The organism is Mucilaginibacter limnophilus, assembly GCF_004005815.1.
In the GTDB taxonomy this organism is placed as follows: Bacteria; Bacteroidota; Bacteroidia; order Sphingobacteriales; family Sphingobacteriaceae; genus Mucilaginibacter; species Mucilaginibacter limnophilus.
In genome coordinates, this window is sequence record NZ_SACK01000009.1 from 85,950 (window position 1) to 111,740 (window position 25,791).

Consider the following 25,791-nt stretch of genomic DNA (forward strand, 5'->3'; position numbering starts at 1 on the left):
CATATATAAAAATATCGATTGCATAGAGCCAAATTAACCAATGTCAGGCTATGGTATAATTGTGTATCAAAACGCTATAGATTTTATTAGCAGCTAATAATGCTTAACTTAGCCGCCTCTAAACAAATACTACCGTTATGCAATATGATGTTATCGTTATAGGTTCGGGCCCGGGCGGATATGTGGCTGCAATACGCTGCGCGCAGCTGGGTTTAAAAACTGCTATTATTGAAAAATACAGCACCTTGGGCGGCACCTGCCTTAATGTGGGGTGTATCCCATCAAAAGCCCTGCTCGATTCATCTGAGCATTATCATAACGCGGCACATGCCTTCAAAACTCATGGTATCAATTTAGATAATCTGTCTGTTGATTTCGGGCAGATGGTAAAACGCAAAGAGGAAGTGGTAGCGGCCAATACCAGCGGTATTGCTTTCCTGATGAAAAAAAATAAGATAGATGTTCATCAGGGTGTGGGCTCATTTAAAGATAAAAACACCATTATTGTTACTAAAGACGATAAAAGCGTTCAGGAGCTGACCACCAAAAACGTAATTATTGCTACCGGCTCAAAACCATCGTCTCTGCCGTTTCTGCAAATTGATAAAAAACGCATTATTACTTCAACCGAGGCGCTTGCGCTGAAAGAAATACCAAAGCACCTTATACTGATTGGCGGCGGTGTTATCGGCCTGGAACTTGGTTCGGTATATTCACGCCTTGGCGCTAAGGTTTCGGTTATCGAGTTTATGGACGGCATTATTCCAACTATGGATAAAAGCCTTGGCCGCGAATTGCAAAAGGTATTGCAAAAGCAGGGCATGGAGTTTTACCTGGGCCATAAGGTTACCGGCGCTGCTGTAAAAGGTAAAGAAGTGACTGTTACGTTTGATAGTCCGAAAGGCGAGAAAAAAGAACTCAAAGGCGACTACTGCCTGGTAGCTGTAGGTCGGATAGCTTATACTGATGGTTTAGGGCTTGATAAAATTGGCATCACCGTTGAAGAGCGCGGCAAGAAAATCACTGTTGACGAGCATCTGGAAACCAGCGTTAAAGGTGTTTATGCAATAGGTGACGTTATTCGAGGCGCAATGCTGGCACACAAAGCCGAAGATGAAGGCACTTTTGTTGCAGAGATCATAGCCGGACAAAAACCGCACATCAACTACAACCTGATACCAGGCGTGGTTTACACCTGGCCTGAAGTTGCCAGCGTAGGTTATACCGAAGAGCAGCTGAAGGAAAAAGGCGTTAAATATAAAACCGGTTCGTTCCCGTTCAAGGCCAGTGGCCGTGCGCGCGCAAGCGGCGACCTTGACGGCTTTGTTAAAGTGCTTGCTGATGCCGGCACAGACGAAATTTTAGGCGTACACATGATTGGACCGCGTGCCGCAGATATGATAGCCGAAGCTGTACTGGCTATGGAATACCGTGCATCTGCCGAGGATGTTACCCGCACCAGCCACGCTCACCCAACATTTACCGAAGCCATGCGCGAGGCCTGCCTTGCCGCTACCGGTAACAGGGCGATACATATTTAATTTCGGATTCGAATGTTCAATTTCGAATTTGCAGAACAAAAGACCGTCAATTCGGTATTGTTTAAATAAAATTCGAAATTGAACATTCGACATCCGAAATGATTCAGCTACTCATCAATACAGGAATAACCCTCGCTACCATCTTCGGTATGGAGGCTTTCTCGTGGTTTATCCACAAATACCTGTTTCACGGACCGCTGTGGTTCATACATAAAACACATCACGGGCATAAAAAAGGCTGGTTCGAACTGAATGACATTTTCAGTTTGCTGTTCGCCTCAATAGCTTTATGGCTGATGTGGGTCGGGCATGTTACACTTGACTACCGTTTTTGGATAGGTACGGGTATCAGTATCTACGGGTGTATATATTTTATATTTCACGACTGGTTTATACATAACCGCTTTAAGGCTTTTAAAAGCAATAACCTTTATCTGAAAGGCATTCGGCGGGCGCATAAAATACACCACAAATCAATGGACAAATACCCTTCAAAAGAATTCGGCCTGCTGATAGCAAGCCGAAAATGGTTTAAACAATAAAACTTTTAATTTTTATTCTTGCGCATAGTTAGTTACTGCTGTTATTGTATAATCGTATTTTAAACAGCTAAAAGCTGGTATTATCACCACTCCGGTATTTGATAACTGCGCCGGATCACCATAGCCAAGATGAGTTGGGATCAATAATGAAACCTGCTGCCCGTTTCTTGTTGAAAGAAGAGATTCTTGTACAGCCTTAATCAATGCATCATAAGTATCTGAATAAGATGATTGTTGAATTAAGGCATTGTTTAAGTTATACAAAGAATATGACAGTGAAACATACGCTGACTTTGTAACAACATCGCCGGTGTCTAATCCGCTTATTTTATAATATAAGCCAGAAATATCACGTGTGTATTCGCTTAAATTTATACTGTTACGAGTTGCAAAATTCTGTATAGCCACACTGTCATATCCGCGTTGGTTATCAATAATGCGTACCCAATAATCGAGGCATTGGTTACCTGCTATGCGGCTGTTGTTTTCAACGCTGCCTGATCCTGTTCCGTTAACGCCGTAAGCTAACCGTGATGGTATAAGCACCCTCATGCTGCCGCCTTTATTTTTCAGGTTGTTATAGATAGCGGATTGCAAACCTTTTGGTAATCCCAATGACGCAAACTGGCCCAGGTAACCACTGTAATGATTAAGTATTGTATCGGTAGCAACATATTTTCCATCAAAAGTGCGTATGGTATACACCATGTTCAGCCTGTCTGAATATTCAATGTTTTTACCATGGCCCTGGTCAATAATTTGATAGTATATACCGCTGGTATCGCCGCCGGTTGTGTCGCGCTGCATGGCGTTTTTAAGGCCATTGGCATTAATGTAATTTTGTATTTGTTCGCTATCATATTGTTTGATATCAGGATACACCTTGTCTTTATTACATGATGTTAAAATAGCCGCGCCTGCCAGAAAGGTGAATAGAATTCGTTTCATTTATAGTTTTAGTTCTGTATGTTATAAACAGTTATTTCAAAATCAAGTATGGCATCGGCAGGTAACCCTAACGATGGCTGCGGATATGGCCCATATGCGTAACGCGACGGTGATAATATTCTCACAACACCGCCTTCCTGCACTTGGGGTATGCCCAGTTGCCAGGCTCTTATAATATTGCTGCCTAATGAATAGGTTGGATGAAACTGATCGGTTTGAAATATCAATTGACCGGTAGTAAGTACCCTGGTGGTGAATCCAACGGTAACCCGTGTCGAATTGGTATATACATCATTCCCGCTGCCCGGTTTTCTGATAATATAATAAACTCCCGAAGTATCTATCCGCTGTACCGAATCCTGCAAATTATTATCAACTATGTACTGCTGAATAATGGCATCATCCTTAGCCGCCTGTTCACGATACCGCTCTTCGCCTACAAGCGTTTTTTTGCAAGCCTGTAAAGCCACGGTAATAAACAGTATGGCCACCAATACCCTTTTCATTTTACTTTCAACCCGCAAATTTATGGTTTTATACTTCAAAAGCAGCAGCTTAACAATTTTTAACGTTTAACGCCCTGCAGCGTTGAATATTACCCGGTTAAAACTTTTTGTTTTGGGCCGATGGTTCGTAATTAATGGTGAGCTTGTTTATTTTTTTTAGCAGCGCCGAAAGATACTCGGCTTCTTTTTCAGAAAGGTGTTCCTTCAGGTAATTGTTAAACTCTTTTGCAACGCTGCGTGCAAGTTGCCTTTTTTCAATACCGGCTTGGGTAAGATAAATTTTCACCGAGCGTTTATCACCCGTGTTTGATTCACGATAAATCAATCCGGATTCTTCAAGGTTGTTAAGCGTGCGCGATAGGCTGGTTGATTTAAGTCCCAGCAATTGTGCCGCCTGCGAAACGGTAGTACCCTCGGTTTCATCAATGTTTAGCAACAGATAACCTATTGATTGGGTAATACCATGATCAATAACCAGCTGGTTATATTTATTGGCAATGCTTTGCCATACCAGCTTAAGCAGGTAATCAATGGTTTCGCGGTGTTTTAACGTGTTACGCATGTGTTGGCAGCAAACATAATTATTTTAAAGTACTTACCATTCTGCAGATGCATTGATTTAACAGGCATATACTTTGGATAAAACTTTTAAACGGTTGGATTATGTTATTATTCCCTCGTGTTTTTACTAACTGTACGCATTTTGTATAACAACGGTTAAAGCAATTGACTTCAAGCCGTTTAACCACTTTGGCGTCTTTGCCTTTTAAAGATATATGGTGCAGGCACCCCTGCTTTTTTAATAACCGCTAACATAAAATATGTTTTATGCCGTTTATTTGCATAAAAATATCACGATGAGAAAAGCACTTTACTTAATTAGTTTCAGCCTTTGTTTATTTATTTCAACCAAAATAAAAGCTCAGGATTACAGTACAGCCGTCGGCCTTAAATTTGGCGGATATGAAAACGGCATATCGGCCAAACACTTTGTACAGCCTAATACCGCGCTTGAAGGTATATTGGGTTTCAGGAGGGGTGGCGTAGTTATCACAGGTTTATATGAGATTCATCAGCCGGCATTTAACGTAGATAAATTTAAATTTTACTATGGCTTTGGCGCGCACATTGGCGCTATTGGCAAAGGCCGCTACAGAAGATTTGGTGCCGATGATGAAATTTATACCAAAGACCAGATTATGATTGGTGCTGATGGCGTATTGGGACTTGAATATATCATTCCAGAATCGCCTATTGGTATTAGCCTTGATTTAAACCCGCGTGTTGAGTTGAACGGGCCATTTTTTGACCTTGCGCCTGGCTTAGGTTTAAAATATACTTTTTAAGCTATTTAACAACCAGCACTTTCCTGGTTTCAACTTCATTACCTACAGATAATTTCAACACATAAACGCCGGAAGCAAAGGTGCCAACCCCAATTTCGGCGTTAAAATTACCTGAAGGTACATTTTGCTGTGTCGAGTAAACGGTATATCCTGCAAGATTGATAAGTTGCAGTTTTAATGAGCCTGCCTGTTTTACATTGTACAACACAGTTAACTTGTTATTCTGATTAGTAGGTACCGGGAACACCGAAAGGCCTTCGGTAGTATTGGTGGTGGTAGTACCGGTAACTTTTGCACCGCTTATTATCAGCGAATAGTTTTGACCGCCATGCTGCAACACGCCTTTATGAGATATTGTAACCTCATAAGTATTGGCCGATGAATTAACCGAAGTGCGCACTTGTTCTACGTTGTCAACGTTATTATTGCCCGTTTTAGCCACAGCCGAAGGATGTTCAGGATCAAGCACCCAGGGCTGATAAACTATACCGTTACCGCTTATTTTTATATCAAGATCATTCACCAGTTTGGGTGAACGGTCGTTTATGGTACCGGCTGCAGATGGCGTGCCTTCAGGGTCTGTCCAGGCGATTGTGGCCACTAAAGGCTCAGTACCTGTAGTGCTTATGCTATATGTCTGCGTTTGCCCTTGCTGTATGCTTGCTTCTTTGATATAAGTGCTTGTGCCATTATTGGTAATTGTTTGTGCCGCTTTGCGCATATCCAGCAATCCCCAGCCAAACTTATAATCAGGCCCCGGGTTGCCGCCATCAAAAGCGGTATGGCAAACCAATCCTTTTAGGGTGGATGACAGCATCAGACTATCACTATGCAATTTTGAATAATACTCCTGCAGTAGCAAAAGTGAGCCGGTGACATTAGGTGTAGACATTGATGTGCCCGATTTATAGCCATATGCATTGGTGCCAAAACTAAGGGTTGAATAAACGCTTTCGCCCATGCCGCAAAGGTCGGGTTTTACACGGCCATCGTCGGTAGGGCCCCAGCTCCCGAAGTTTGATATTACAAGATCATTTATGTTATCAGGTCCGTCGGGGAGTGAGCCTACCGACCCAATAGTCAAAATATTTTTGGCATTAGCCGTAGTAGGCAATACGTCGAAACCATCATTATTACTGATGGTTTCGGGGCGCGGGCCTTTTTCAACAATTTCCGGATCGGTACGGCTTTTATAACCGTAATAGGTTGAGCCTACTGCAGGACCGTTATATGCATGGCTATTGCCCGCCGATTCAACAATTAAGTAATAAGGCGCTTCGTAAGCAATTTTATCCCATGCCTGTGCACGGTCGTCATAAAACCCGAACAAGTAGTCAACCGTATCGCCGGGCAATCCGTACCATGTATTGTCGTCCCAACCAGCAATATCTCCGTATGAGTGATTAGATAGGATCAGCCCACCTGCATTGTCGCTCATTTCTTCAGCATCCTTATCATAATCAAATGAGTGTAAAGTGCTCATTCCAAAAGCCATTCCTTTAGCCAACGGCGTTGCACCTCTGGCAATTAATGTGCCTGCAACGTGGGTGGCATGTTCATCAACATTAGTTTGGCCGGGCGCTATGGTAATGGTTTTGCCGTTAAACTCACGATGGTTGGTATAAACTATACCGCCGTCCCATATCGCCAGTTTGTTGTTTAATATAGAACTTGATCCTGATAGGTTTAAGCCCAGTTCACCGCCGGGTTGTACAGTATTAGTACGTGTTGCTGCCGCAGCTTCAGTATTACTTGTGCGAAGAAATATAGGGAAGCCTGCGCGGTTAACGCCCTGCAGTGAAATAACAGCTCCTGATGATGAAACTTTGCGTACAGCCCAATTTTTGGAGGCTGCAAGCGCCCGTGCCTGATCTCTGCCTGTGATTGATGAAGCACGTAACCGGCCTGCAAAATCTTCAAGATTTTTACGTTGATTTTCAGTTACAAGCCTGCGTTGCGAAAAAGCATCGGCGGCAAAGAATACTAATATAAAGCAAGCTATAGCTGCCGGCGAGAGGCGTTTCATGTATAGGTGAATAATCCGGTTTAATTTACTTATAGCAATTTTCAGTATTTTAAACCGAATTAAAAAATTAAAAAAACCAACTATAGCAAATTGTGCCGTTGATTGTGGTGTTTTACCTGATCGACTCAAACTTAGTATAAGGAACCAGCACCTCCGGTATTTTAATTCCGTCTTCAGTTTGATTGTTTTCCAGCAGTGTAGCAACAATGCGGGGCAGTGCCAAAGCGCTTCCGTTAAGGGTATGCGCCAATTGCGTTTTACCTTCGGCATTGCGGAAACGCAACTTAAGCCTGTTGCTTTGGAACGTTTCAAAGTTTGATACTGACGATACCTCTAACCAGCGTTGCTGCGCCGCGCTCCAGGTTTCCATATCATAGGTAAGCGCTGAAGCGAAGCCCATATCGCCACCGCATAATCGCAGCACACGATAAGGCAGGCCAAGGTTTTGCAGCAGGCCTTGTACATGGGCGCTCATATCTTCAAGTGCCTGGTATGAATTGTCGGGGTGTACTACCTGTACAATTTCAACCTTATCAAACTGGTGCAGGCGGTTCAGTCCGCGTACATGCGCTCCATATGAGCCCGCCTCGCGGCGGAAACATGGCGTGTAACCGCAGTTTTTTACCGGAAGCTCATCGGCTTTTAAAATTACATCACGGTACAAGTTGGTTACCGGTACTTCGGCGGTGGGTATCAGGTACAGGTTATCAAGCCCTACATAATACATTTGTCCTTCTTTATCAGGCAACTGCCCTGTGCCAAAGCCCGATGCTTCGTTTACCAGCAGTGGAACGATCATTTCGCTATAACCTGCTTTTTCAGCTTCATCTAAAAAGTAGCTGATCAACGCGCGCTGTAATTTAGCGCCTTTGCCTTTATAAACCGGGAAGCCGGCGCCGGTAATTTTAACGCCAAGCTCAAAATCAATCAGGTTATATTTTGCGGCAAGTTCCCAATGAGGCAGTGCATTGCCGGGTAGCTGGGGCTTTTCGCCGTTTTCAAGCACTATCTCGTTTTCTTCAGGTGTTAAGCCTTTGGGTACCGATGTATGCGGCAGATTTGGTAATAATACCAGCTTTTGCTGAAGTTCTTCTTCAATACTGCCAAGTTGCTCGGTAAGTTGTTTTATTTCTTCTTTCCACTTGCCGGTATTGGCTTTTATGGCCTCAGCCTCTTCTTTTTGGCCGGTGCGCATCAGCTCACCTATTTTTTTAGCAGCGGCATTTGCCTCAGCCGAAGTGTTATCCGCGCGGTTTTGAGTTTGCTTGCGTTTATCGTCAAGCGCAATTATTTCCTCAACCAATTCAGGCTGTTTGAAATTTTTTACAGCCAAACGTTCAAGCACCAATTCTCTATTATCGCGTATATAACTTACTTGCAGCATGATTTTCTATTTTGGGCAAAGATATAAACTTAGGGCGTTTGTACAGGAAGCGTTTCAAATGTATAACCTTCGGCTTCCCATAAACCAAGAGCGCGCGGTAATACATATTCAAGACGGTTAAACGCTTTCTTACTATCATGAAAAACAACGATAGAGCCAGGTTTGGTGTATTTCATTACATTCTTCAGGCACAGTTCGGGTTTCAGCGTCATGTCGAAATCGCCGCTAAGTACACTCCACATAATAATGTTAATGTCCGGACGGGCAGCCTTCAGCTGTTTTATCTGTGACCTTTTGATACGTCCGTATGGCGGCCTGAAAAGCGGAGTATCAAGCAGTTTATCCGTTTTAAAATAATTTTCGGTATAAATATCGTCATCTGTATTCCAGCCACGCAGGTGATTATAGGTATGGTTACCTATAGCATGGCCGGCGTTTTTTACCTCATTAAAAATATCCTGATGATTTTCGACATTATTGCCAATGCAAAAAAAGGTGGCTTTGGCATGGTACTGCTTTAAAATATTTAGCACGAATGGTGTAACAATAGGTATAGGTCCATCGTCAAAAGTGAGATAAATACGCTTATTCGTGGCGGGCACATCCCATGTAAGAGTGGGATATAGCATTTTTAGCCACCATGGTGTTTTAACCAGGTACATGGTTACAAAGTACGTTAATTGTAGTTAAAAAACTTTTGGCAGGCAGCATTTAGTTGCTAAAATTGCAGATATTCATCCTAAATGAAAATAAAAATTATAAAAGCCGTAACATGCCTTATCCTGTTCACGGTGCCGGCAATAAGCGTTGTTGCCCAGCAAAAAATCAGCTTGTTAAAAGCGGTTGAGCTGGCCCTTGAACGTAACCTTACCATAAAGCAGGCCCAATTTAATGAGGCGCTTTCAACAGAAGACCTTAAACAATCAAAATATAATCGTCTGCCCGATCTTGGTATCAACTCGCAGGGATCATTTAACTTTGGCCGAAGCTTAGACCAATCGACCTACTCGTTCACCAACGAAAGGATATTTACTGCTTATGGGTCATTAACCTCGCAGGTTGTATTGTTCCAGGGCGGGCAGTTGCGTAACCAGATCATCCAAAATAAAATCACTTTAGAGGCCGATAAAACTAATACTGCTAAAGTAAAAAACGACCTGATACTGAATGTGATCACCACTTATCTTTCAGTATTAAACAATCAGGATCTGTTAACTGCTTCAAGACAGCAAACAGAAATTGCAAGGCAAACGCTTAACCGCTCGGAGATAAGCTTTAAAGCAGGGAACCAAACCACTGCCGACCTTTCACAGGCAAGGGCGCAGCTTTCAACAGCCGACCTGAATGTTACCGACGCGCAGAACGCGCTCGATCAATCTATTTTAACACTTAAACAATACCTTGAGATACCGCCGGAAACAGTTATTGAGGTTGAGAAACCCGACATCAGCAAAATAAGCGTAAAAACATTGTTTAATGCTCAGGATGTTTACAACACCGCTGTTTCCGTTAACCCGGATGTTCGTCTTGCCGAGCTGCGCCGCGATGCTTTGGCTCAGGCCGTAAAAGTTGCACAGGGCGCTTATTATCCAACTTTGGCAATGTTCGCTTCACTGGGTTCAAATTATTCAAGTATTTATCAGCGTGTAACAGGCGTAGATCCGATAACACAACAACCAATATTTTTTAAACCAAGCGTGTTCGGGCAGTTAAACGATAACTTTTACCAGTCGATAGGTGTTAGCTTACAAATACCGATATTTACACGTTTTGCTACCCGTACATCGGTACGCAAGGCCAAAATAAACTTACAGAATGCGGAGGTTACGGCACAACTGGCAAGAAACAATTTAAGCAAGATTATTTATCAGGCCGTTTGGGACGTACAGGCGGCAGACAAACGTTATCAATCGGCTATACAAACCTATAACTCAAACAAGGTTGCATATAATGCAATTCTTGAACGCTTTAATGTAGGGCTGGTTAACTCGCTAGACCTGAACACTGCTTTAACCAATCTTAACAAAGCACAATTTGATATGATACAGGCGCAATACCAGTTGGTGTTCCGCAGTAAAGTAATTGATTATTATCTTGGAAACCCTATAACGCTATAACTACATAAAACCATGGGAAAAACTACTAAATATATTCTGATAGGCCTTGGTGCCCTGATCCTGTTGATTGTAATAGGAAAGGTTACCGGCTTAATAGGCGGACCTCAAAAAACGCAGGTAGCTACTGAAAAGGCTACCGAGCGGGTAATTGTTGAAAGTGTTTCGGCAAGCGGTAAAATTAAGCCGCACGTTGAAGTAAAGATCAGCGCGGAAGTATCAGGCGAGATTGTTGATCTTCCTATTAAGGAAGGCGACGTGGTTAAAAAAGGCCAGCTGCTTTGCCGTATCAGGCCTGATATTTTAAAGTCAGGCTACGAGCGTGCAGTGGCTTCATACAACAGTCAAAAAGCTGCTGTAGGTAACTCTGCCCAGGTACTTAAACAAGCTGAAACATCATTTGCTAATCAATCATCAACATTTAAAAGAAGCAAAGAGCTTTACGATAAAAAGGTTATCACAACGGCAGAATTTGAAAAAGCACAAGCTGATTATGAAACTGCAAAGGCTAATCTTGAAGCCGTACGTCAAAACGTAATAGGCGCTAAGTTTGGTTTAGAGCAATCACAGGCATCGGTTAAGGAAGCGCAGGATAACCTGGCTAAAACTTCGATATACTCACCGGTTGATGGTGTGGTGTCAAAACTATCTGTTGAAAAAGGTGAGCGTGTGCTGGGTACTATCCAAATGGCCGGTACCGAAATGATGACTATATCAGACCTTAATGAAATGGACGTAAATGTTGATGTTAACGAAAATGACATCAACCGTATAAGCATTGGCGATGAATCAGATATTGAGGTTGACGCTTTCCTTGGTAAGAAATTTACCGGTAAAGTTATTGAAATAGGCAGTTCGGCTAACGTAGTAGGTACCAATGCCGACCAGGTGACCAATTTCACGGTTAAGGTTCGTATCGATTCAGCATCGTATACCGGTTTACTTAAGAAAAATGCGGGTAACCCTTCGCCGTTCCGTCCCGGCTTAACCGCTACCGTTGAAATAAAAACCAACAAAACACAAGCTTTAGCAGTGCCGATACAGGCGGTAACTACCCGCATGGATAAAAAAGCGCCTGCCGTGAAAACTGACGGCAGTGATGATGATGAAGCGGCTAAGAAAATAAGCGGCCCTGTGCAGGAAGTGGTATTCGTGTACAATGCTGGCAAGGTAAAACAGGTAGCTGTTACTACCGGTATACAGGATGACGCTTACATTCAGGTGTCGTCGGGCCTTAAAGCCGGGGATGAAGTGGTATCGGCCCCTTATTCAGCTATCTCAAAAACGCTAAAAGACAATGAAGTGGTTGAGAAAGTTGATAAATCGAAACTGTTTGGTAACTCGTCAACGGGTGCGCCTAAAGAATAACAGTTGCTGAGCTGATTTTATGATCAGCAAAACTATAGTACATTTGTCCTGCCGGAAAACAATTATCCCGGCAGGACATTTTCTTTTTAATGCAACCACAACCAATAAAAATAGCGGTAATAGGCGGGGGAAGCTGGGCGACGGCCAACATTAAAATGCTTGCCGACAATCATACTGATAAAGAAATTTTCTGGTGGATGCGCAACGCGCAAAGTGTTGAGCATATCCATAAATTTCGTCATAACCCGAACTACCTTAGTTCTGTTGAGATAAAACTTCCGCAGGAAAATATCTCAATCGATATTAAAGACATTATAGCCAAAGCTGATTTTGTATTGCTTAATGTGCCTGCTGCGTTTTTAAAAGAGGCTTTGCATGATATTACACCTGCTGACTTAAAAGGCAAAAAGATCATATCAGCAATAAAAGGTATTGTGCCTGATGAGAACCTTATTATTGGCGAGTTTTTGCACCAGCGTTATGGCATACCATTTACTGATATTGTTGTGATAAGCGGCCCATGCCATGCAGAAGAAGTTGCGCTTGAAAAGCTGTCGTATTTAACCATCGCCTCACATGATACCCAACTGGCGGCGACATTTGCCAATATGATCAGTACCCGGTATATAAAAACTATCGTGTCTGACGATATTTTTGGTACTGAATATGCAGCTGTGCTTAAAAACATTTACGCCGTAGCCAGCGGTATTTGCCATGGCGTAGGCTACGGCGATAACTTTCAGTCGGTACTGATATCAAACGCTATACGTGAGCTTAAGCGCTTTGTTGACGCCGTGCATCCTATCGACCGTGATATAAAAGAAACAGCCTACCTGGGCGATTTACTGGTTACTGCTTACTCGCAATTCAGTCGTAACCGTACGTTTGGCAACATGGTTGGAAAAGGTTACACCGTCCGCTCGGCGCAATTGGAAATGAACATGATTGCCGAGGGCTACTACGCCGTTAACTGCCTGCACGAAATAAATAAGCAGTATAAGGTTTCTATGCCTATTTGCGAAGCAGTGTACGCCATTCTTTATGAAAAGAAACCACCTATAATTGAAATGAAACAATTGGCCGAAAAGTTGGGTTGATTAGTTATACATGCAATTACGGTTATGAAAAACATAGTAAAAATAGCTGCCCTTGCAGCCGGAATGTTTATCGCGTCAGAATCATTCGCGCAAAGTGTAGGAAAGAAAGTAGGTAACACTGCAAAGAAGGTTGGCAATAAAAGTGCTGAGCTTGCCAATAAAGGCGCATCATCAATAGTAGATAAGAAATATGCAGGCAAAGCCGGTCCTAATAACGAGACAATCTATATTGACAAAAATTCGCAGTACTATTACATTAACAAAAAAGGCAAGCGCATTTACCTGAAAGAGTCGGAACTGCGCACAAAGGTTGATTGATTTAAGTTATAAATAATCAATCAGGTGATCTTTTAAAATCATAATTAATCTTTCATCGCCAAACAAATACTCGTCGGGTATATCCATGACGTTTATTTGTTTGATTGATATCTCAAAGCGTTCCTTTAACAAGGTTTTATGTTTTCGTTCCATCACAAAGATCACATCAGCCCAGTCAACTAATTTCTGGTTCACTTTGATGCGTGCTTTAATACTGGTACCCGCCGACCTGGCTATATGTTCAGGGTGATTTTTAAATAGCAGTTCAGCAGTAGGGCTTCGCCACTGATTTTTACTGCATATAAATAACAGGTTCGCCACTAATTTACAGTTTGCTTTTTCTTTTGATCCCGGGATATCTTATCCCAGGCTTCACGGGTTAATATTACTAACCCACTTTTCTTACAATCCCAAATTGAAACATACTTGTCGGTTATTACATAATACGTTTGCCACGTTGTAAATTTTGAATACAGCATCAGCGTGCATACATCGGTAACAGTTATAAACTCGCTTTTACCTTTAATATGGTTATGCATAGCGGCTTTTTGGATTTTGCTGCTATCGATTTCATTATTTTTAAAATATGCAGGTATCAATGAATTGTGGAGTTTGCTTATGCCTTTAATTTTATCATTTTTATCAAAATCTATCTGATAATCATTGCCAAATAGAACTACGCCTGAGGTATTGGTACCTGTAAGCACATAAACCTTTTTAGTGTTTTTATAAATAAGCGGTACCGGGTTTAAACTTGATTTTTGATAGTACTTAAATGTAGTATCAGAATACATAACGTCGATGGCTGCTTTTCTCATCCCATACAACGCTTTTTCTTGCTTATTAAACTCGCGTTTCAGAGTATCCAAAAAGTACTTATTCGCATCAAAACCATAACCAAAGTTTATTGTAGCAATAACCTGTGGCAATTCTTCCTTTGAATAAAATACATTTATAAGTCCCGAGCCATTATCGTATGACAGATAGCCGCCCTGCTGACCCTTTATATTCGCACATTTCTCCTGAAAAACATCAGTTCCATACCATGAAGCCCATTCCGACTTGTACATTGCGTTGGCTTCATCCGTTATCTCTGCTTCAATTTTGCGCAGATTCTGCGCCGAGGCTGATACCGAAGTAAAAGCCAGCATAATAAATAATGCCTTCTTTATCATGTTATTTGTTTAGGCTCATATAATCGAGCGTTAAATTACAAAGTGCTTTAACACCCAATGTAAAACCACTTTCGTCAATATAAAAATCAGGTGTATGGTGTGAGGGTGCTTTGGCCGGATCGGCGCCTTTGGGCATACCGCCTAAAAAGATAAACAAGCCGGGAACTTTCTCCTGAAAAAAGCTGAAATCTTCGGCACCGGTTACCGGTGGAGTTAATATCACATTTTTCTCACCTACCACCGCCTGCAGCGTAGGCAACATTTGTTGTGTTAACGCCACATTGTTAAAAGTAACCGGATAATGATTACTGTAAGGAATTTTAACATCAGCAGTGGTGTTATATGCTTCAGCAATATTGGTAGCAAGTTGTTTAACCCGTTCGGTTATCAACTTTTCATCGGCGTTAGTAAAATAGCGCAGGGTGCCCTGCATTTCCACCGTTTCAGGGATGATATTAAAACGGTTACCGCCTTTAATTGCGCCAACCGTTACTACAGCCGGATTTTCGGTTACTTTTATATTTCGGCTTACAATGGTTTGCAGCGCGGTTATTATTTGTGCCGATGCGACTATCGGGTCGGCGCTTTGCCATGGGTAAGCGCCATGTGATGATTTACCTTTAATAGTGATCAGCATGTCGTTAACACCGGCCATGGCGCCGCCCGGGCGATATTCAATTTTGCCTGCTTCAAGGTTTGCCCAAATATGGAGGCCGAATATTGCATCAACCTTAGGGTTTTCAAGTACGCCCTGTTTCACCATTTCTTCAGCGCCGCCTTTTTCGCCATAAGGCGCACCTTCTTCGGCAGGCTGAAAAATAAACTTCACGGTGCCGTGCAAGTCTTTTTTTATTGAAGACAAGATATCTGCCACAGCCATCAGGATAGCCATATGCGAATCGTGCCCGCAAGCATGCATAGCACCCACTTTATTGCCGTTATAAGTGGTTTTTACTTTGGACGCGAATGGCAGCTCGACACGTTCAATAACAGGCAGGCCGTCCATGTCTGCCCTTAAAGCTACAACCGGACCTGGTTTACCACCCTTTAAAATTCCTACAACACCTGTTGTAGCAACGCCGGTCCTTACTTCAATATCCAGCGAATCGAGATATTTGGCTATAATGCCCGCTGTGCGCACTTCACGGTTGCCCAGTTCAGGATGCTGATGAAAATTTCGCCGCCAGGCAATGATCTTGCTTTGCAGGGCGTCAGCCTTTTGGGCTATGGTAGTTTTTAACGCGTTGTTTTGTGCCGATGCCGTAAGCGAACAGGCAGAGAATAAAAAAAGGCAAAACTTTTTCATGTGAAGGGTTGCCTTAAATATATAAGAATTACAGCTGTTTAAAAGCATCTAAATTCATTCAGTGTTTCTAAGACTAAGTAGTTCAATATTAAATATAACAACGGTAGTTTCCGAAACTATGCCCACATAACCGCTTTTAAAGACCAGATGTGATGGTGCAAAGAACTATTTTACCTCCTTCACGAATCATAGGTAAGCCGATCTTAAAGCATGTTATAGTTCAGGCAACCAAATTTTAACATCAGTGCCACTGCTGATTTCTTTGCCGGTTGTTAGCACTTCGCTTGTATAATTTACTGTAAGTATCGAAAGTGACGAAGGGTGTATGCCTGTACCGGGATTCTCAATATAGTAATATAATCCAGAGGCTGTATCTTTTTTAGCACTAATTTTTTTTCTAATAGATAAGCTTTAATCAACTCTTCCTCTTTGACTGCGTGGCTTTTGGGTACAGTCTTATCTTTTTTGCATGAGGTAAAAGATACCGCCAGTAGTTTAGCCACCAAAAGAAAGTTTTTCATTTTATTATGTTTTTAATTTTGTAGTTATAGCTATAATGACAGAGAATAAAAGGCAAAACTTTTTCATATTAAGGCTTTCATTAAATATAAATTTCTACAACTTAATTTAGTTGATTGGTTCAATTAAAACTAACCAAGTTAAGTTTGTATATAAGTACTTTGTTGGGTGGAATGTTGGCATAACCCTGAGGGCCATAAGCCAAAGCAGATGGAATAAACAATATGATCTGTCCGCCGGCGCCAATTTTGGGTATGCCGCGGCGCAACCCTTCAATAAGGCCGCTTAAAGGCTGTGCAGAAGTTGTTCCTTTGTTTATTTGTGTGCCATCAAGCAATGAAATTTCAAATGCCAAAGTAACCTTCGCTGTTTCGGTAGGATGACTGTCTGAGCCGGAATTTATTATTTGATAGTACAGAGGTGATTCATCGTCTTTAACCGCCGGTATTTTATTTATGCCGATATAGTATTTTATATCCGCTTCATCAGTTTTCGCTTGTTCTGCAGCATTAAACTTGTCTTTCTTACATGCAGTAACTGCCACCGCTATTAATGCGATGAGTATTAAATGCCTTTTCATTAATATATAGCTTATTGGTTTTACGCCGTTAAATTACGCAATGCTACAACGGAAGGCAAAAAATATTATTATAACGTTGTAGTGATATTAAGTTCCTTCATCTGCTCAGGAGATATTACCGAAGGCGAATCAATCATGATGTCACGTCCCGAATTATTTTTTGGGAAAGCCATAACATCACGGATAGAATCAAGACCGGCAAAAATTGAGCAAAGCCTGTCGAAACCGAAGGCAATACCGCCATGTGGTGGCGCGCCGTACTCAAAAGCGTCCAACAGGAAACCAAATTGTTTTTGTGCCTCTTCAGGAGAAAAGCCCAGGTGTTTAAACATAAGCGACTGCAGGCCTTTTTCGTGGATACGGATGGAGCCGCCGCCAATCTCGGTGCCGTTTATTACAAGGTCGTAAGCGTTTGCGCGTACGCTTCCCGGTTCGGTATCAAGCAAGGCAATATCTTCCGGTTTTGGTGAGGTGAACGGGTGGTGCATGGCATGGTAGCGTCCACTTTCTTCGTCCCACTCCAGCAACGGGAAGTCAACCACCCACAGCGGCGCAAATTTGTCTTTGTCACGTAAGCCTAAACGGCCGCCAATTTCTAAACGCAGCTCGTTCATTTGCTTACGTACCTTATCGGTTTGGCCGGCAAGTATCAGCATTAGGTCGCCTTTTTCTGCTTCGAAAGCGGCTGCCCAGTTAGTGAGCTCGTCTTCGTTATAAAATTTATCAACTGATGATTTTAGTGTACCATCATTATTATAACGGCAATAGATTAAACCGGTAGCGCCAATTTGCGGGCGTTTCAGCCACTCGGTAAGTTCGTCAATTTGTTTACGGGTGTATTCGGCACAGCCTTTAGCGTTGATGCCCACAACCAGTTCGGCATTATCAAAAATACCGAAGCCTTTGCCTTTAACTATATCATTAAGCTCAACAAACTCCATCCCGAAACGAAGGTCAGGTTTATCTGAACCATATAAGCGCATAGCGTCGGCGTATTGCATGCGTGCAAAATTGTCAAGCTGAATACCTTTTACCGTACTGAATAAGTGACGCGTCATACCCTCGAATATATTAAGGATATCTTCCTGCTCGATAAACGAAAGCTCGCAATCTATCTGAGTAAACTCAGGCTGACGATCGGCGCGAAGGTCTTCGTCACGGAAACATTTTACTATCTGGAAGTAACGGTCGAAACCGCTCACCATCAGCAACTGTTTGAAGGTTTGCGGCGATTGCGGCAAGGCATAAAACTCGCCCGGGTTCATGCGGCTTGGTACCACAAAATCACGTGCACCTTCAGGTGTCGATTTGATTAATACCGGTGTTTCCACCTCTATAAATCCAAACCCATCAAGATATTTACGTATTTCCTGCGCCATTTTATGGCGAAGCACCAGGTTGTTGCGTAACGGGTTACGGCGCAAATCAAGATAACGATAACGGGCACGCAGTTCTTCACCGCCGTCGGTTTCGTCCTCAATTAAAAATGGGGGAATTTTGGCAGCGTTAAGTACCTCAAGCTCTTCAACACCAATTTCGATATCTCCGGTTGGTATGCGCGGATTTTTGCTGGTGCGTTCAAGTACCTTTCCGCTTACTTTAATAACAAATTCACGGCCTAGGTCTTTGCCCAGATCTCGCAATGTAACATCGCTTTCGGTATTAAGTATTAACTGGGTTAAACCATATCTGTCGCGCACATCAATAAAGGTGGTGCCACCTAAATCGCGCAATTTTTGCACCCATCCGCATAGGGTTACGGATTGGCCTAAATGGCTCATATTTAATTCGCCGCAGGTATGAGTTCTAAGCATAGCCGGTATTTTTTATAAAGTTTGCAAAAGTACATTTTTGAGCCGAAAGCAAAAAGGTAAAAGCGTAAAGCCATTATGCCTACATTATAAAAGCGTTGATATGGATAGAAAATTTCAATATTACTATATCTTTGCTTTCAAACAAGCGGTCGATATTTCCGCTTAATCATCTGAAATAACATGATACAAAGAATACAAACCGTTTATCTTTTTTTGGCTACCCTGGCCTTGTTGGCGCTTTACCTATTCCCGCTTATACACACCGTGAACATAAACGGTACCATATCAAACGTAAGCATACAAGGCGTTTACCAGGAACTTGCAGAAGGTCGTTTATATTCGGTTGAGTTCGTAGCAATAAAAATACTAACAGCCCCTGTTGCGCTTTTGCCTTTGGCAGTGATATTCTTCTATAAAAAGCGCAAGCAGCAAATTGCTTTATGCTACAGCGCCATTTTAGTAATAATAGGATTCAGCTTTTGGATAGCGCAAACTGTAAAAGGAGTTGTTCCGGGTGGTTTGCAAATCGAATTCAGCAGCATGGGCATTGGCATGTTTTTAAGTTCGATAGCTATAATATTGGTAATACTGGCATTAAAAGCGATACAACGTGATGAAAAGCTTGTACGCTCGGCTGATAGATTACGTTAATAACGACGATGACTAAAAAAGCCCGTATAATAACATTCGTACTTACCGGCCTTAGCTGTATAGGCTGTGATAGGGTAACCAAAGATCTGGCTAAAACGCATCTTCAGTTTGAAGCGCCAAAATCGTATCTCAATAATTTTTTTCGCCTTGAATATGTTGAGAATACAGGCGCCGCGCTAAGCCTTGGCGATAACCTGCCTCAGCCGTATAATTTTATATTATTAAGCTTGCTGCCCATTATATTTATGGTTGGATTAACATTTTATGTAATGCGTAACATCAGTACATTTAACAAGCTGATGCTGCTATCTCTGTCATTAATTATAGCGGGCGGACTTGGCAATATCATCGACCGTATTTTGTACGACCGCCATGTAACCGACTTTATGAATATGGGCATTGGCAATGTGCGCACGGGCATATTTAACGTAGCCGATATTTGTGTTACTGCAGGTGCTATAGGCATACTGCTTTCGTATAAGTCGCAGCAGAAGCTACCGCCTGCAACCGCTTAATTATAGCGGTCGCCGCCTTCAATCTTCCTGAAAGGTTTGCTAAAGAAATCATCGACGGTTTTGTTGAATTCATCTTTGTAGTTCACCAACGTTGAGTGGCCTGAATTAGGCAATATCCACAGATACGAGTTAGGGATACTTTCTGCAATTTCAACTGCATGCTTAACAGGTATGGCATCATGGTCACCGTTAATTATCAATGCCGGAACCTTAATAGTATGTAACTGCGCAGCAGTAATATGCGGATGCAACACCATCAGGTGGTTCACTTTATAAGCATTTTTAAGCGAGAATGTACGGCCTGACGTTTTCATAGAACGGAGCAACATTTTGTCGGTCTTAGCAATATCATTATACACATAAGGCACCAGCCCGGTAGTATCAGGTACAAGGTTGGCACCTGTTGCGGCCAGTTTTTTTACTTTGTCCGGATGGCGTATGGCCAATAAAAGGCTGTTTATACCACCGTCGCTCCAGCCTATAACATATGCTTGTTTAATTTTCAGAGTATCTAATAAGGCATTCAGGTCATCAGCCATCATTTCGTAACTAAGCGAATCAGTTGGGTCAGTTGATTTACCCTGTGCGCGACTGTCGGCAACTATAACTTTATACTTTTTTGAAAAGTAAGGAATCTGTTTGTCAAAAGCCCGGGTTGAGCCGCCATTACCATGAATCATCAGCAAAGGCTCACCTTCGCCATAAATTTCATAATACATTTTGAACCCACGTATGTTAACAAATTTGCCATTTGTTGTTTGTAAATTAGTAGCGGGTTGTTGTCCGCAAGCTGAAAGTGAGATAAATAGCAAGGCAAATAAGTATTTGTATTTCATAATGTTATCTTTTTGTAAAGATATCCATTGTCACTAAAAAGACAGAATGATTTTGGGATTTGACTTATAATTAAATAATCGTACCTTTGCAGCCGATTTGACAATGCAGTCAAATACGTTATTTAAATTCATGAACCCATTTATTCAATTGGGAATCCGTCATGATATTGTTAATGCCATCTCTGAATTAGGATTTGAAAATCCTACGCCAATCCAGGAACAGTCAATTCCGGTATTGTTAACAGGCAGCAACGATTTTGTCGGATTAGCCCAAACCGGGACCGGTAAAACTGCTGCTTTTGGCTTGCCATTGTTAGAGTTACTGGATTTCGAAGAGAACTATCCGCAGGCGTTGGTGTTGTGCCCAACACGCGAGCTTTGTTTACAAATTACAAACGACCTTAAAAATTACTCAAAAAACGTTAAAAACGTTCATGTAGTTGCCGTTTACGGTGGTGCAAGCATTTCCGATCAGTTACGCCAGATTAAACGTGGTGTACAAATTGTAGTGGCCACGCCGGGCCGTATGCTTGACATTATTAACCGTAAGGCGATTGATTTTTCGCAGGTTAAGTATGTAGTACTTGATGAGGCTGATGAAATGCTCAATATGGGCTTTCAGGAAGATATCGACAATATCCTGTCAACCACTCCGGACGAGAAAAAAACCTGGCTGTTTTCAGCCACCATGCCTGCCGAAGTACGCAGGATTTCAAAAAAATACATGGACGATCCGTATGAGCTTACCATGGGTACCAAAAATACCGGTAACGCCAATATCGAACATGAGTACTATGTAGTACGTGCCCGTGATAAATACGCCGCGTTTAAACGTATTGTAGATTTTAACCCTGAGATTTTTGGTATAGTATTTTGCCGTACCAAAATTGAAACACAGGAAATTGCTGAAGCGCTGATTAAAGACGGCTATAATGCCGACTCGCTGCACGGCGACCTGTCGCAGCAACAACGCGATAAGGTAATGAAACGCTACCGCGAACGCAGCCTGCAGTTATTAATTGCTACTGATGTTGCCGCCCGTGGTATCGACGTTAATGATGTTACGCACGTTATCAACTATTCGTTGCCTGATGAAATTGAGAACTACACCCACCGTAGTGGCCGTACAGCACGTGCCGGTAAAACAGGTGTATCCATCTCGATAGTTAACGGTAAGGAAATAGGCAAAATACGCCAGATAGAACGTGTTATAGGCAAAAAATTCGTTAAGGCTGAAATTCCGACAGGTTTTGATGTTTGCGAAAAACAATTGTTTGCCCTTGTGCATAAAGTTCATAATGTTGAAGTGAATGAGCAGCAAATTGAGCAGTACATTCCGCGCATCATGGACGAGTTTAAAGATTTGAGCAAAGAGGATGTTATTAAACGCTTCGCTTCGCTTGAGTTTAACCGTTTCCTTGACTACTACAAAAACGCGCCAGACCTTAATGCTTCTTTTGAAGACAGGCCAGGCCGTGAAGGTGCGCAAGGCGACCGCTTTAACCGCACAGGTATGCGTTCAGACTTTACCCGTTTGTTTATCAACCTTGGTTCGGTAGATGATTTTACCCGCGGCGATTTGCTGGGCTATATCTGCAACACAACCAAAATTGTTGGCCGTACGGTTGGTAAAATCGACGTTAAGGGTGTTTACTCTTTCTTCGAAGTAGCTAATGACGACGTAAACAAAGTAATGGAAGGCTTTAAAGGCGTTGATTACAATGGCCGTGAAGTACGAATTGAAATATCAGGCGAAGGCACCAGCGAAAGACGCAGCGGTGGCAGTGGTTATAAAGGTAACCGCGGCGGCGACCGTCGTGAAGGCGGCTTCCGCAGCGGTGGTAATCGCGAAGGTGGCTACAGGGGAAATAAAGGTGGCGGTGGCTTCCGTGATTTCTCCGGCAAAAGCCGTGAAGATCGCGCCGAGCGTAAAAGAAGATATTAAGATCTTAATACAAGCGTCTGCTTAAGCGGCAGGCAAGTTTTTAGTTGGTTAGTTTGAAAAGCTCCTTTGTACGCAAAGGGGCTTTTTATTTATAAAAAAATTGGATTCAATAACATTATAGCATCAACAAAATACTTTAAGACATCAATTCAAAACCTCACCAAACAGGAGTAAGGTCTGCTTTTGTTTTTGAGATTTATTAAGTTGATTTGTATACCATTCATGCCATCTTCAAAAGTCATAATTATAGGTTCTGGTATTGCGGGAATAGCTGCGGCCATAAGGCTTGCGGTTAAAGGATACGCCGTTCAGGTGTTTGAGGCAAACAGTTATCCGGGGGGTAAGTTATCTGAGTTTACACAAGACGGTTTTCGTTTCGACGCCGGGCCAAGCCTGTTCACCATGCCGAAGTATGTTGATGAACTGTTCCAATTGGCCGGTAAAAACCCGCGTGACTATTTCAATTATCAAAAGCTGGACTCCGTTTGTAACTATTTTTACGAAGACGATACCCGTTTACAAGCTCATGCTGATGTGGGCCAGTTTGTTGAAGAACTGTCTGCCAAAACCGGAGTGGATGAAAAGGCGGTGTACAAGCATCAACAAAACAGCGCCCGGATATATAATATCACTAATCATGTTTTTTTAGAACGGTCGCTGCACAGGTTGAGTACCTATTTACGATGGGATACCTTGAAATCGATACTGCGTTTGCCGCAGATAGATGCCATGCGAAGCCTGCATACAGCAAACCAAAGTTTTTTCAAAGATAAACGCATGTTGCAGTTTTTCGACCGGTATGCCACCTATAATGGCTCGAACCCATACCAGGCACCAGCCACTTTGAATGTGATCCCTTATTTCGAGCAGCATTTTGGCGCTTATTTTCCCGAAGGCGGAATGTATAGCATCGTTTCGTCGCTGGTTAAACTGGCTGAAGAACTGAGAGTGCAGTTTGTTTACAATACTAAAGTTGATGAGATAGTTGTCAAGGGAGGTAAAGCCGAAGGTGTAAGATCAAAAGACACTTTTTTCCCGGCTGATATGGTAATATCCAACATGGATGTATGGCCTACATATAAACAACTACTGGCAAAGTATCCTGAACTTCACCGCAATAAAATTCTTCAACAGGAGCGAAGCAGTTCAGCGCTAATTTTTTATTGGGGAATAAACAAGCAGTTTCCGCAGCTTGACCTGCATAATATATTTTTTAGTGCTGATTATAAAGCGGAGTTTGATGCTATATGGAAGCAAAAAATTATCAGTGCTGATCCAACTGTTTATTTAAACATAAGCTCGAAATTAAAGTCGGATGATGCTCCTGCTGGTTGCGAGAACTGGTTTGTGATGATCAATGTACCTGCAAATATTGGTCAGAATTGGGATATGTTGATAGCGGAGGCACGCGGTAACATTTTGAAAAAATTAAGCAGGCTGTTGGGAGAGGATGTAGCTTCATTAATTACCAGCGAAGGTATACTTGATCCGCGTAGTATTGAAAGCCGTACCTCATCTTATCAGGGTTCACTATACGGAACAAGCTCAAACAACCAGTTTGCGGCGTTTATGCGCCATGCAAATCGTTCGTCAAAGATCGGTAATCTATATTTCTGCGGTGGTAGTGTACACCCCGGCGGAGGTATCCCTTTGTGTCTGCTTTCCGCTAAAATAGTAAGTGATTGGATTGAATAGATGTAATAGTCAAAAGCTATTGGCATCTAATAATCGAATAGCTCTTAACTATATAATTCTGTCAATAATCTGAGTGGTTGATAATTTCTCCTGAGCGCCACTATTCATATCCTTAAATGCTAACAACCCGCTCGACATTTCTTCACTTCCAATTAATACAGTATATGGAATTTGCTTACTGTTGGCATAATCCATTTGCTTTTTAATTTTAGCGCCTGCCGGGTAAAGTTCGGCCCTGATATCATTTGTACGTAGTTGCTGTAAAAACGGAAGTGCAAACTCTTCAGCTTCTTTATCAAAACAGCATATCAGCACCTGGGTGCTTTGCGCCGCAGCTGCAGGGAAAAGGTTCAGCTCTTCCATTACATCATAAATCCTGTCGGCACCAAAACTTATACCTGCGCCGGTTAGATTTTTTAAACCAAACATGCCTGTAAGGTCATCATAACGGCCGCCGCCGCCTATGCTGCCCATAGCTACTTCATTGGTTTTGACTTCGAAAATGGCTCCGGTATAATAGTTTAAACCACGGGCAAGGGTAACATCTAGCTCGAGTTTTGCCTTTTGAAGCGGTGTTCTTTTAATATATTTAAATACCGTTTCAATCTCATCACAGCCTTTTAGTCCTACCTCTGATGAAAATAATGTTTTACGCAGGCTCTCCAGCTTCTCTTCGTTTGTTCCTTCAAGTAAAATAATAGGCTTTAATCTATCAATATCATCAACGGCAAAGCCTTTGGTAATCAATTCGGCCGTAACACCATCCAGCCCAATTTTGTCCAGTTTGTCAATAGCAACAGTTAAGTCAACTATATTATCGCTTTTGTCTATGATCTCTGCAATTCCTGATAGTATTTTTCTATTGTTGATTTTTATAGCAAAATCTTTCAGGCCAAGTTTACTCAAAGCTTCATCATATATCAGTATAAATTCGGCTTCGTTAAGCAGCGAATCGCTGCCTACCACATCCGCATCGCATTGGTAAAACTCACGGTAACGCCCTTTTTGCGGACGGTCGGCACGCCAAACCGGCTGCACTTGGAAACGCTTGAATGGGAAGGTTATATCATTTTGATGCTGTACCACGTAACGCGCGAATGGTACGGTGAGGTCATAGCGAAGGGCTTTTTCGGAGATTTTATTCGATAATAGACTACTATCTTCCAAGTCTTGTCCAAGCATTTGAGCTATAGCAGGCAATTCTTTGATAGCCTCCCGAACAGGATCAATAATATCTGGAGCGTATTCCGGTTCTTTTTTTAAAATACGATCATGATGTATATCAAGTTCAAGCCGAATAGATAATAGTTCTTGTATCGATTTAACCTTCGACAAATAGTCGCCGCTGTTTAGCACTTTAAACATCAGTTTATCACCTTCGTCGCCATACTTGCCGGTAAGGGTGCTCAGGTTTTCCATAGCAGGCGTCTCTATCTGCTGATAGCCATATTTACGAAAGACAGACTTTATCGTATCAAAAATATAGTTACGTTTAGCCATTTCGGCCGGAGAGAAATCGCGTGTGCCTTTTGGTACTGATGGTTTTATGGATGCCATGCGGCAAA

The 25,791-nt window shown here is 42.3% G+C and carries 25 protein-coding genes; 11 read left to right on the top strand and 14 right to left on the bottom strand.

The window, feature by feature from the left end:
* The first annotated feature begins 137 nt into the window (after positions 1-137).
* The gene (gene lpdA, locus EOD41_RS17640) at positions 138-1,541 is read left to right on the top strand and encodes a dihydrolipoyl dehydrogenase (protein ID WP_127707399.1); all 1,404 of its coding nucleotides are present in this window, start codon (positions 138-140) and stop codon (positions 1,539-1,541) included.
* Between the two features lie 98 nt (positions 1,542-1,639).
* Positions 1,640-2,083 carry a sterol desaturase family protein gene (locus EOD41_RS17645; RefSeq protein WP_205780589.1) on the top strand — a complete coding sequence of 148 codons (444 nt, stop codon included), beginning with the start codon at positions 1,640-1,642 and terminating at the stop codon, positions 2,081-2,083.
* A gap of 12 nt (positions 2,084-2,095) precedes the next feature.
* On the opposite strand, the gene EOD41_RS17650 is transcribed toward EOD41_RS17645, so the two are convergent.
* From EOD41_RS17650 to EOD41_RS17660, 3 genes are all read right to left on the bottom strand, one after another.
* A complete protein-coding gene (locus EOD41_RS17650) occupies positions 2,096-3,031 on the bottom strand; it encodes a hypothetical protein (RefSeq protein ID WP_127707401.1) in 936 nt (311 codons plus the stop codon).
* A gap of 8 nt (positions 3,032-3,039) precedes the next feature.
* A complete protein-coding gene (locus EOD41_RS17655) occupies positions 3,040-3,537 on the bottom strand; it encodes an FKBP-type peptidyl-prolyl cis-trans isomerase (protein WP_127707403.1) in 498 nt (165 codons plus the stop codon).
* Between the two features lie 97 nt (positions 3,538-3,634).
* Positions 3,635-4,099, bottom strand: coding sequence for a MarR family winged helix-turn-helix transcriptional regulator (locus tag EOD41_RS17660; protein WP_127707405.1), 465 nt, complete (start codon positions 4,097-4,099; stop codon positions 3,635-3,637).
* Positions 4,100-4,394: 295 nt separating this feature from the next.
* Here EOD41_RS17660 and EOD41_RS17665 point away from each other — a divergent pair, with 295 nt between their 5' ends.
* Positions 4,395-4,883, top strand: a complete 489-nt coding sequence (locus EOD41_RS17665; protein ID WP_127707407.1) for a hypothetical protein — start codon at positions 4,395-4,397, stop codon at positions 4,881-4,883.
* Between the two features lies 1 nt (position 4,884).
* Here the strand turns inward: EOD41_RS17665 and EOD41_RS17670 are convergent, their stop codons facing one another.
* The 3 genes from EOD41_RS17670 to EOD41_RS17680 all read right to left on the bottom strand — a co-directional run bounded on the left by EOD41_RS17670 (position 4,885) and on the right by EOD41_RS17680 (position 8,955).
* A complete protein-coding gene (locus tag EOD41_RS17670) occupies positions 4,885-6,909 on the bottom strand; it encodes a S8 family serine peptidase (protein WP_127707409.1) in 2,025 nt (674 codons plus the stop codon).
* Between the two features lie 112 nt (positions 6,910-7,021).
* Positions 7,022-8,293, bottom strand: coding sequence for a serine--tRNA ligase (gene serS / locus EOD41_RS17675; protein WP_127707411.1), 1,272 nt, complete (start codon positions 8,291-8,293; stop codon positions 7,022-7,024).
* 29 nt (positions 8,294-8,322) lie between these two features.
* A complete protein-coding gene (locus EOD41_RS17680) occupies positions 8,323-8,955 on the bottom strand; it encodes a polysaccharide deacetylase family protein (RefSeq protein WP_127707413.1) in 633 nt (210 codons plus the stop codon).
* 81 nt (positions 8,956-9,036) lie between these two features.
* On the opposite strand from EOD41_RS17680, the gene EOD41_RS17685 reads away from it, so the two are divergent.
* The 4 genes from EOD41_RS17685 to EOD41_RS17700 all read left to right on the top strand — a co-directional run bounded on the left by EOD41_RS17685 (position 9,037) and on the right by EOD41_RS17700 (position 13,190).
* On the top strand, positions 9,037-10,410 hold the full coding sequence (locus EOD41_RS17685) for a TolC family protein (protein ID WP_127707415.1): 1,374 nt from the start codon (positions 9,037-9,039) through the stop codon (positions 10,408-10,410).
* Positions 10,411-10,422: 12 nt separating this feature from the next.
* The gene (locus tag EOD41_RS17690; RefSeq protein WP_127707417.1) at positions 10,423-11,775 is read left to right on the top strand and encodes an efflux RND transporter periplasmic adaptor subunit; all 1,353 of its coding nucleotides are present in this window, start codon (positions 10,423-10,425) and stop codon (positions 11,773-11,775) included.
* An 89-nt stretch (positions 11,776-11,864) separates the two neighbouring features.
* Complete coding sequence (locus EOD41_RS17695) at positions 11,865-12,872, top strand: NAD(P)H-dependent glycerol-3-phosphate dehydrogenase (protein ID WP_127707419.1); 1,008 nt, start codon at positions 11,865-11,867, stop codon at positions 12,870-12,872.
* A 24-nt stretch (positions 12,873-12,896) separates the two neighbouring features.
* Complete coding sequence (locus EOD41_RS17700; RefSeq protein WP_127707421.1) at positions 12,897-13,190, top strand: hypothetical protein; 294 nt, start codon at positions 12,897-12,899, stop codon at positions 13,188-13,190.
* 6 nt (positions 13,191-13,196) lie between these two features.
* Here the strand turns inward: EOD41_RS17700 and EOD41_RS17705 are convergent, their stop codons facing one another.
* From EOD41_RS17705 to aspS, 6 genes are all read right to left on the bottom strand, one after another.
* On the bottom strand, positions 13,197-13,511 hold the full coding sequence (locus tag EOD41_RS17705; protein ID WP_127707423.1) for a low molecular weight protein tyrosine phosphatase family protein: 315 nt from the start codon (positions 13,509-13,511) through the stop codon (positions 13,197-13,199).
* Positions 13,511-14,365 carry a hypothetical protein gene (locus EOD41_RS17710; protein WP_127707425.1) on the bottom strand — a complete coding sequence of 285 codons (855 nt, stop codon included), beginning with the start codon at positions 14,363-14,365 and terminating at the stop codon, positions 13,511-13,513. Before EOD41_RS17710 ends, EOD41_RS17705 begins: the two co-directional genes overlap by 1 nt.
* A gap of 1 nt (position 14,366) precedes the next feature.
* On the bottom strand, positions 14,367-15,671 hold the full coding sequence (locus tag EOD41_RS17715; RefSeq protein WP_127707427.1) for an amidohydrolase: 1,305 nt from the start codon (positions 15,669-15,671) through the stop codon (positions 14,367-14,369).
* 293 nt (positions 15,672-15,964) lie between these two features.
* Positions 15,965-16,192 carry a hypothetical protein gene (locus tag EOD41_RS17720; protein ID WP_127707429.1) on the bottom strand — a complete coding sequence of 76 codons (228 nt, stop codon included), beginning with the start codon at positions 16,190-16,192 and terminating at the stop codon, positions 15,965-15,967.
* A 119-nt stretch (positions 16,193-16,311) separates the two neighbouring features.
* Positions 16,312-16,770 carry an FKBP-type peptidyl-prolyl cis-trans isomerase gene (locus tag EOD41_RS17725; RefSeq protein ID WP_127707431.1) on the bottom strand — a complete coding sequence of 153 codons (459 nt, stop codon included), beginning with the start codon at positions 16,768-16,770 and terminating at the stop codon, positions 16,312-16,314.
* A gap of 68 nt (positions 16,771-16,838) precedes the next feature.
* A complete protein-coding gene (gene aspS / locus EOD41_RS17730) occupies positions 16,839-18,584 on the bottom strand; it encodes an aspartate--tRNA ligase (protein WP_127707433.1) in 1,746 nt (581 codons plus the stop codon).
* Positions 18,585-18,764: 180 nt separating this feature from the next.
* Here aspS and EOD41_RS17735 point away from each other — a divergent pair, with 180 nt between their 5' ends.
* Together EOD41_RS17735 and lspA are read left to right on the top strand one after the other, a co-directional pair.
* Positions 18,765-19,235 carry a DUF4293 domain-containing protein gene (locus EOD41_RS17735; protein WP_127707435.1) on the top strand — a complete coding sequence of 157 codons (471 nt, stop codon included), beginning with the start codon at positions 18,765-18,767 and terminating at the stop codon, positions 19,233-19,235.
* An 8-nt stretch (positions 19,236-19,243) separates the two neighbouring features.
* Positions 19,244-19,750, top strand: coding sequence for a signal peptidase II (gene lspA / locus EOD41_RS17740; RefSeq protein WP_127707437.1), 507 nt, complete (start codon positions 19,244-19,246; stop codon positions 19,748-19,750).
* Here lspA and EOD41_RS17745 read toward each other — a convergent pair.
* Positions 19,747-20,586, bottom strand: coding sequence for an alpha/beta fold hydrolase (locus EOD41_RS17745; RefSeq protein ID WP_127707439.1), 840 nt, complete (start codon positions 20,584-20,586; stop codon positions 19,747-19,749). The two genes, lspA and EOD41_RS17745, sit on opposite strands and share 4 nt — an antisense overlap.
* Positions 20,587-20,716: 130 nt before the next feature.
* Between EOD41_RS17745 and EOD41_RS17750 the strand changes: the two genes are divergently transcribed.
* Positions 20,717-22,531: a DEAD/DEAH box helicase gene (locus tag EOD41_RS17750; protein ID WP_127707441.1), complete on the top strand. Its 1,815-nt coding sequence runs from the start codon at positions 20,717-20,719 to the stop codon at positions 22,529-22,531.
* Between the two features lie 222 nt (positions 22,532-22,753).
* Positions 22,754-24,226: a 1-hydroxycarotenoid 3,4-desaturase CrtD gene (gene crtD, locus EOD41_RS17755; RefSeq protein WP_127707443.1), complete on the top strand. Its 1,473-nt coding sequence runs from the start codon at positions 22,754-22,756 to the stop codon at positions 24,224-24,226.
* Between the two features lie 48 nt (positions 24,227-24,274).
* Here the strand turns inward: crtD and hisS are convergent, their stop codons facing one another.
* Positions 24,275-25,783, bottom strand: coding sequence for a histidine--tRNA ligase (gene hisS / locus EOD41_RS17760; RefSeq protein WP_127707445.1), 1,509 nt, complete (start codon positions 25,781-25,783; stop codon positions 24,275-24,277).
* Positions 25,784-25,791: the final 8 nt, after the last annotated feature.

Coding starts and splice junctions, on each gene's coding strand:
- lpdA (WP_127707399.1), top strand. CDS start 138: ATGCAATATGATGTTATCGTTATAGGTTCGGGCCCGGGCGGATATGTG.
- EOD41_RS17645 (WP_205780589.1), top strand. CDS start 1,640: ATGATTCAGCTACTCATCAATACAGGAATAACCCTCGCTACCATCTTC.
- EOD41_RS17650 (WP_127707401.1), bottom strand. CDS start 3,031: ATGAAACGAATTCTATTCACCTTTCTGGCAGGCGCGGCTATTTTAACA.
- EOD41_RS17655 (WP_127707403.1), bottom strand. CDS start 3,537: ATGAAAAGGGTATTGGTGGCCATACTGTTTATTACCGTGGCTTTACAG.
- EOD41_RS17660 (WP_127707405.1), bottom strand. CDS start 4,099: ATGCGTAACACGTTAAAACACCGCGAAACCATTGATTACCTGCTTAAG.
- EOD41_RS17665 (WP_127707407.1), top strand. CDS start 4,395: ATGAGAAAAGCACTTTACTTAATTAGTTTCAGCCTTTGTTTATTTATT.
- EOD41_RS17670 (WP_127707409.1), bottom strand. CDS start 6,909: ATGAAACGCCTCTCGCCGGCAGCTATAGCTTGCTTTATATTAGTATTC.
- serS (WP_127707411.1), bottom strand. CDS start 8,293: ATGCTGCAAGTAAGTTATATACGCGATAATAGAGAATTGGTGCTTGAA.
- EOD41_RS17680 (WP_127707413.1), bottom strand. CDS start 8,955: ATGTACCTGGTTAAAACACCATGGTGGCTAAAAATGCTATATCCCACT.
- EOD41_RS17685 (WP_127707415.1), top strand. CDS start 9,037: ATGAAAATAAAAATTATAAAAGCCGTAACATGCCTTATCCTGTTCACG.
- EOD41_RS17690 (WP_127707417.1), top strand. CDS start 10,423: ATGGGAAAAACTACTAAATATATTCTGATAGGCCTTGGTGCCCTGATC.
- EOD41_RS17695 (WP_127707419.1), top strand. CDS start 11,865: ATGCAACCACAACCAATAAAAATAGCGGTAATAGGCGGGGGAAGCTGG.
- EOD41_RS17700 (WP_127707421.1), top strand. CDS start 12,897: ATGAAAAACATAGTAAAAATAGCTGCCCTTGCAGCCGGAATGTTTATC.
- EOD41_RS17710 (WP_127707425.1), bottom strand. CDS start 14,365: ATGATAAAGAAGGCATTATTTATTATGCTGGCTTTTACTTCGGTATCA.
- EOD41_RS17715 (WP_127707427.1), bottom strand. CDS start 15,671: ATGAAAAAGTTTTGCCTTTTTTTATTCTCTGCCTGTTCGCTTACGGCA.
- EOD41_RS17720 (WP_127707429.1), bottom strand. CDS start 16,192: ATGAAAAACTTTCTTTTGGTGGCTAAACTACTGGCGGTATCTTTTACC.
- EOD41_RS17725 (WP_127707431.1), bottom strand. CDS start 16,770: ATGAAAAGGCATTTAATACTCATCGCATTAATAGCGGTGGCAGTTACT.
- aspS (WP_127707433.1), bottom strand. CDS start 18,584: ATGCTTAGAACTCATACCTGCGGCGAATTAAATATGAGCCATTTAGGC.
- EOD41_RS17735 (WP_127707435.1), top strand. CDS start 18,765: ATGATACAAAGAATACAAACCGTTTATCTTTTTTTGGCTACCCTGGCC.
- lspA (WP_127707437.1), top strand. CDS start 19,244: ATGACTAAAAAAGCCCGTATAATAACATTCGTACTTACCGGCCTTAGC.
- EOD41_RS17745 (WP_127707439.1), bottom strand. CDS start 20,586: ATGAAATACAAATACTTATTTGCCTTGCTATTTATCTCACTTTCAGCT.
- EOD41_RS17750 (WP_127707441.1), top strand. CDS start 20,717: ATGAACCCATTTATTCAATTGGGAATCCGTCATGATATTGTTAATGCC.
- crtD (WP_127707443.1), top strand. CDS start 22,754: ATGCCATCTTCAAAAGTCATAATTATAGGTTCTGGTATTGCGGGAATA.
- hisS (WP_127707445.1), bottom strand. CDS start 25,783: ATGGCATCCATAAAACCATCAGTACCAAAAGGCACACGCGATTTCTCT.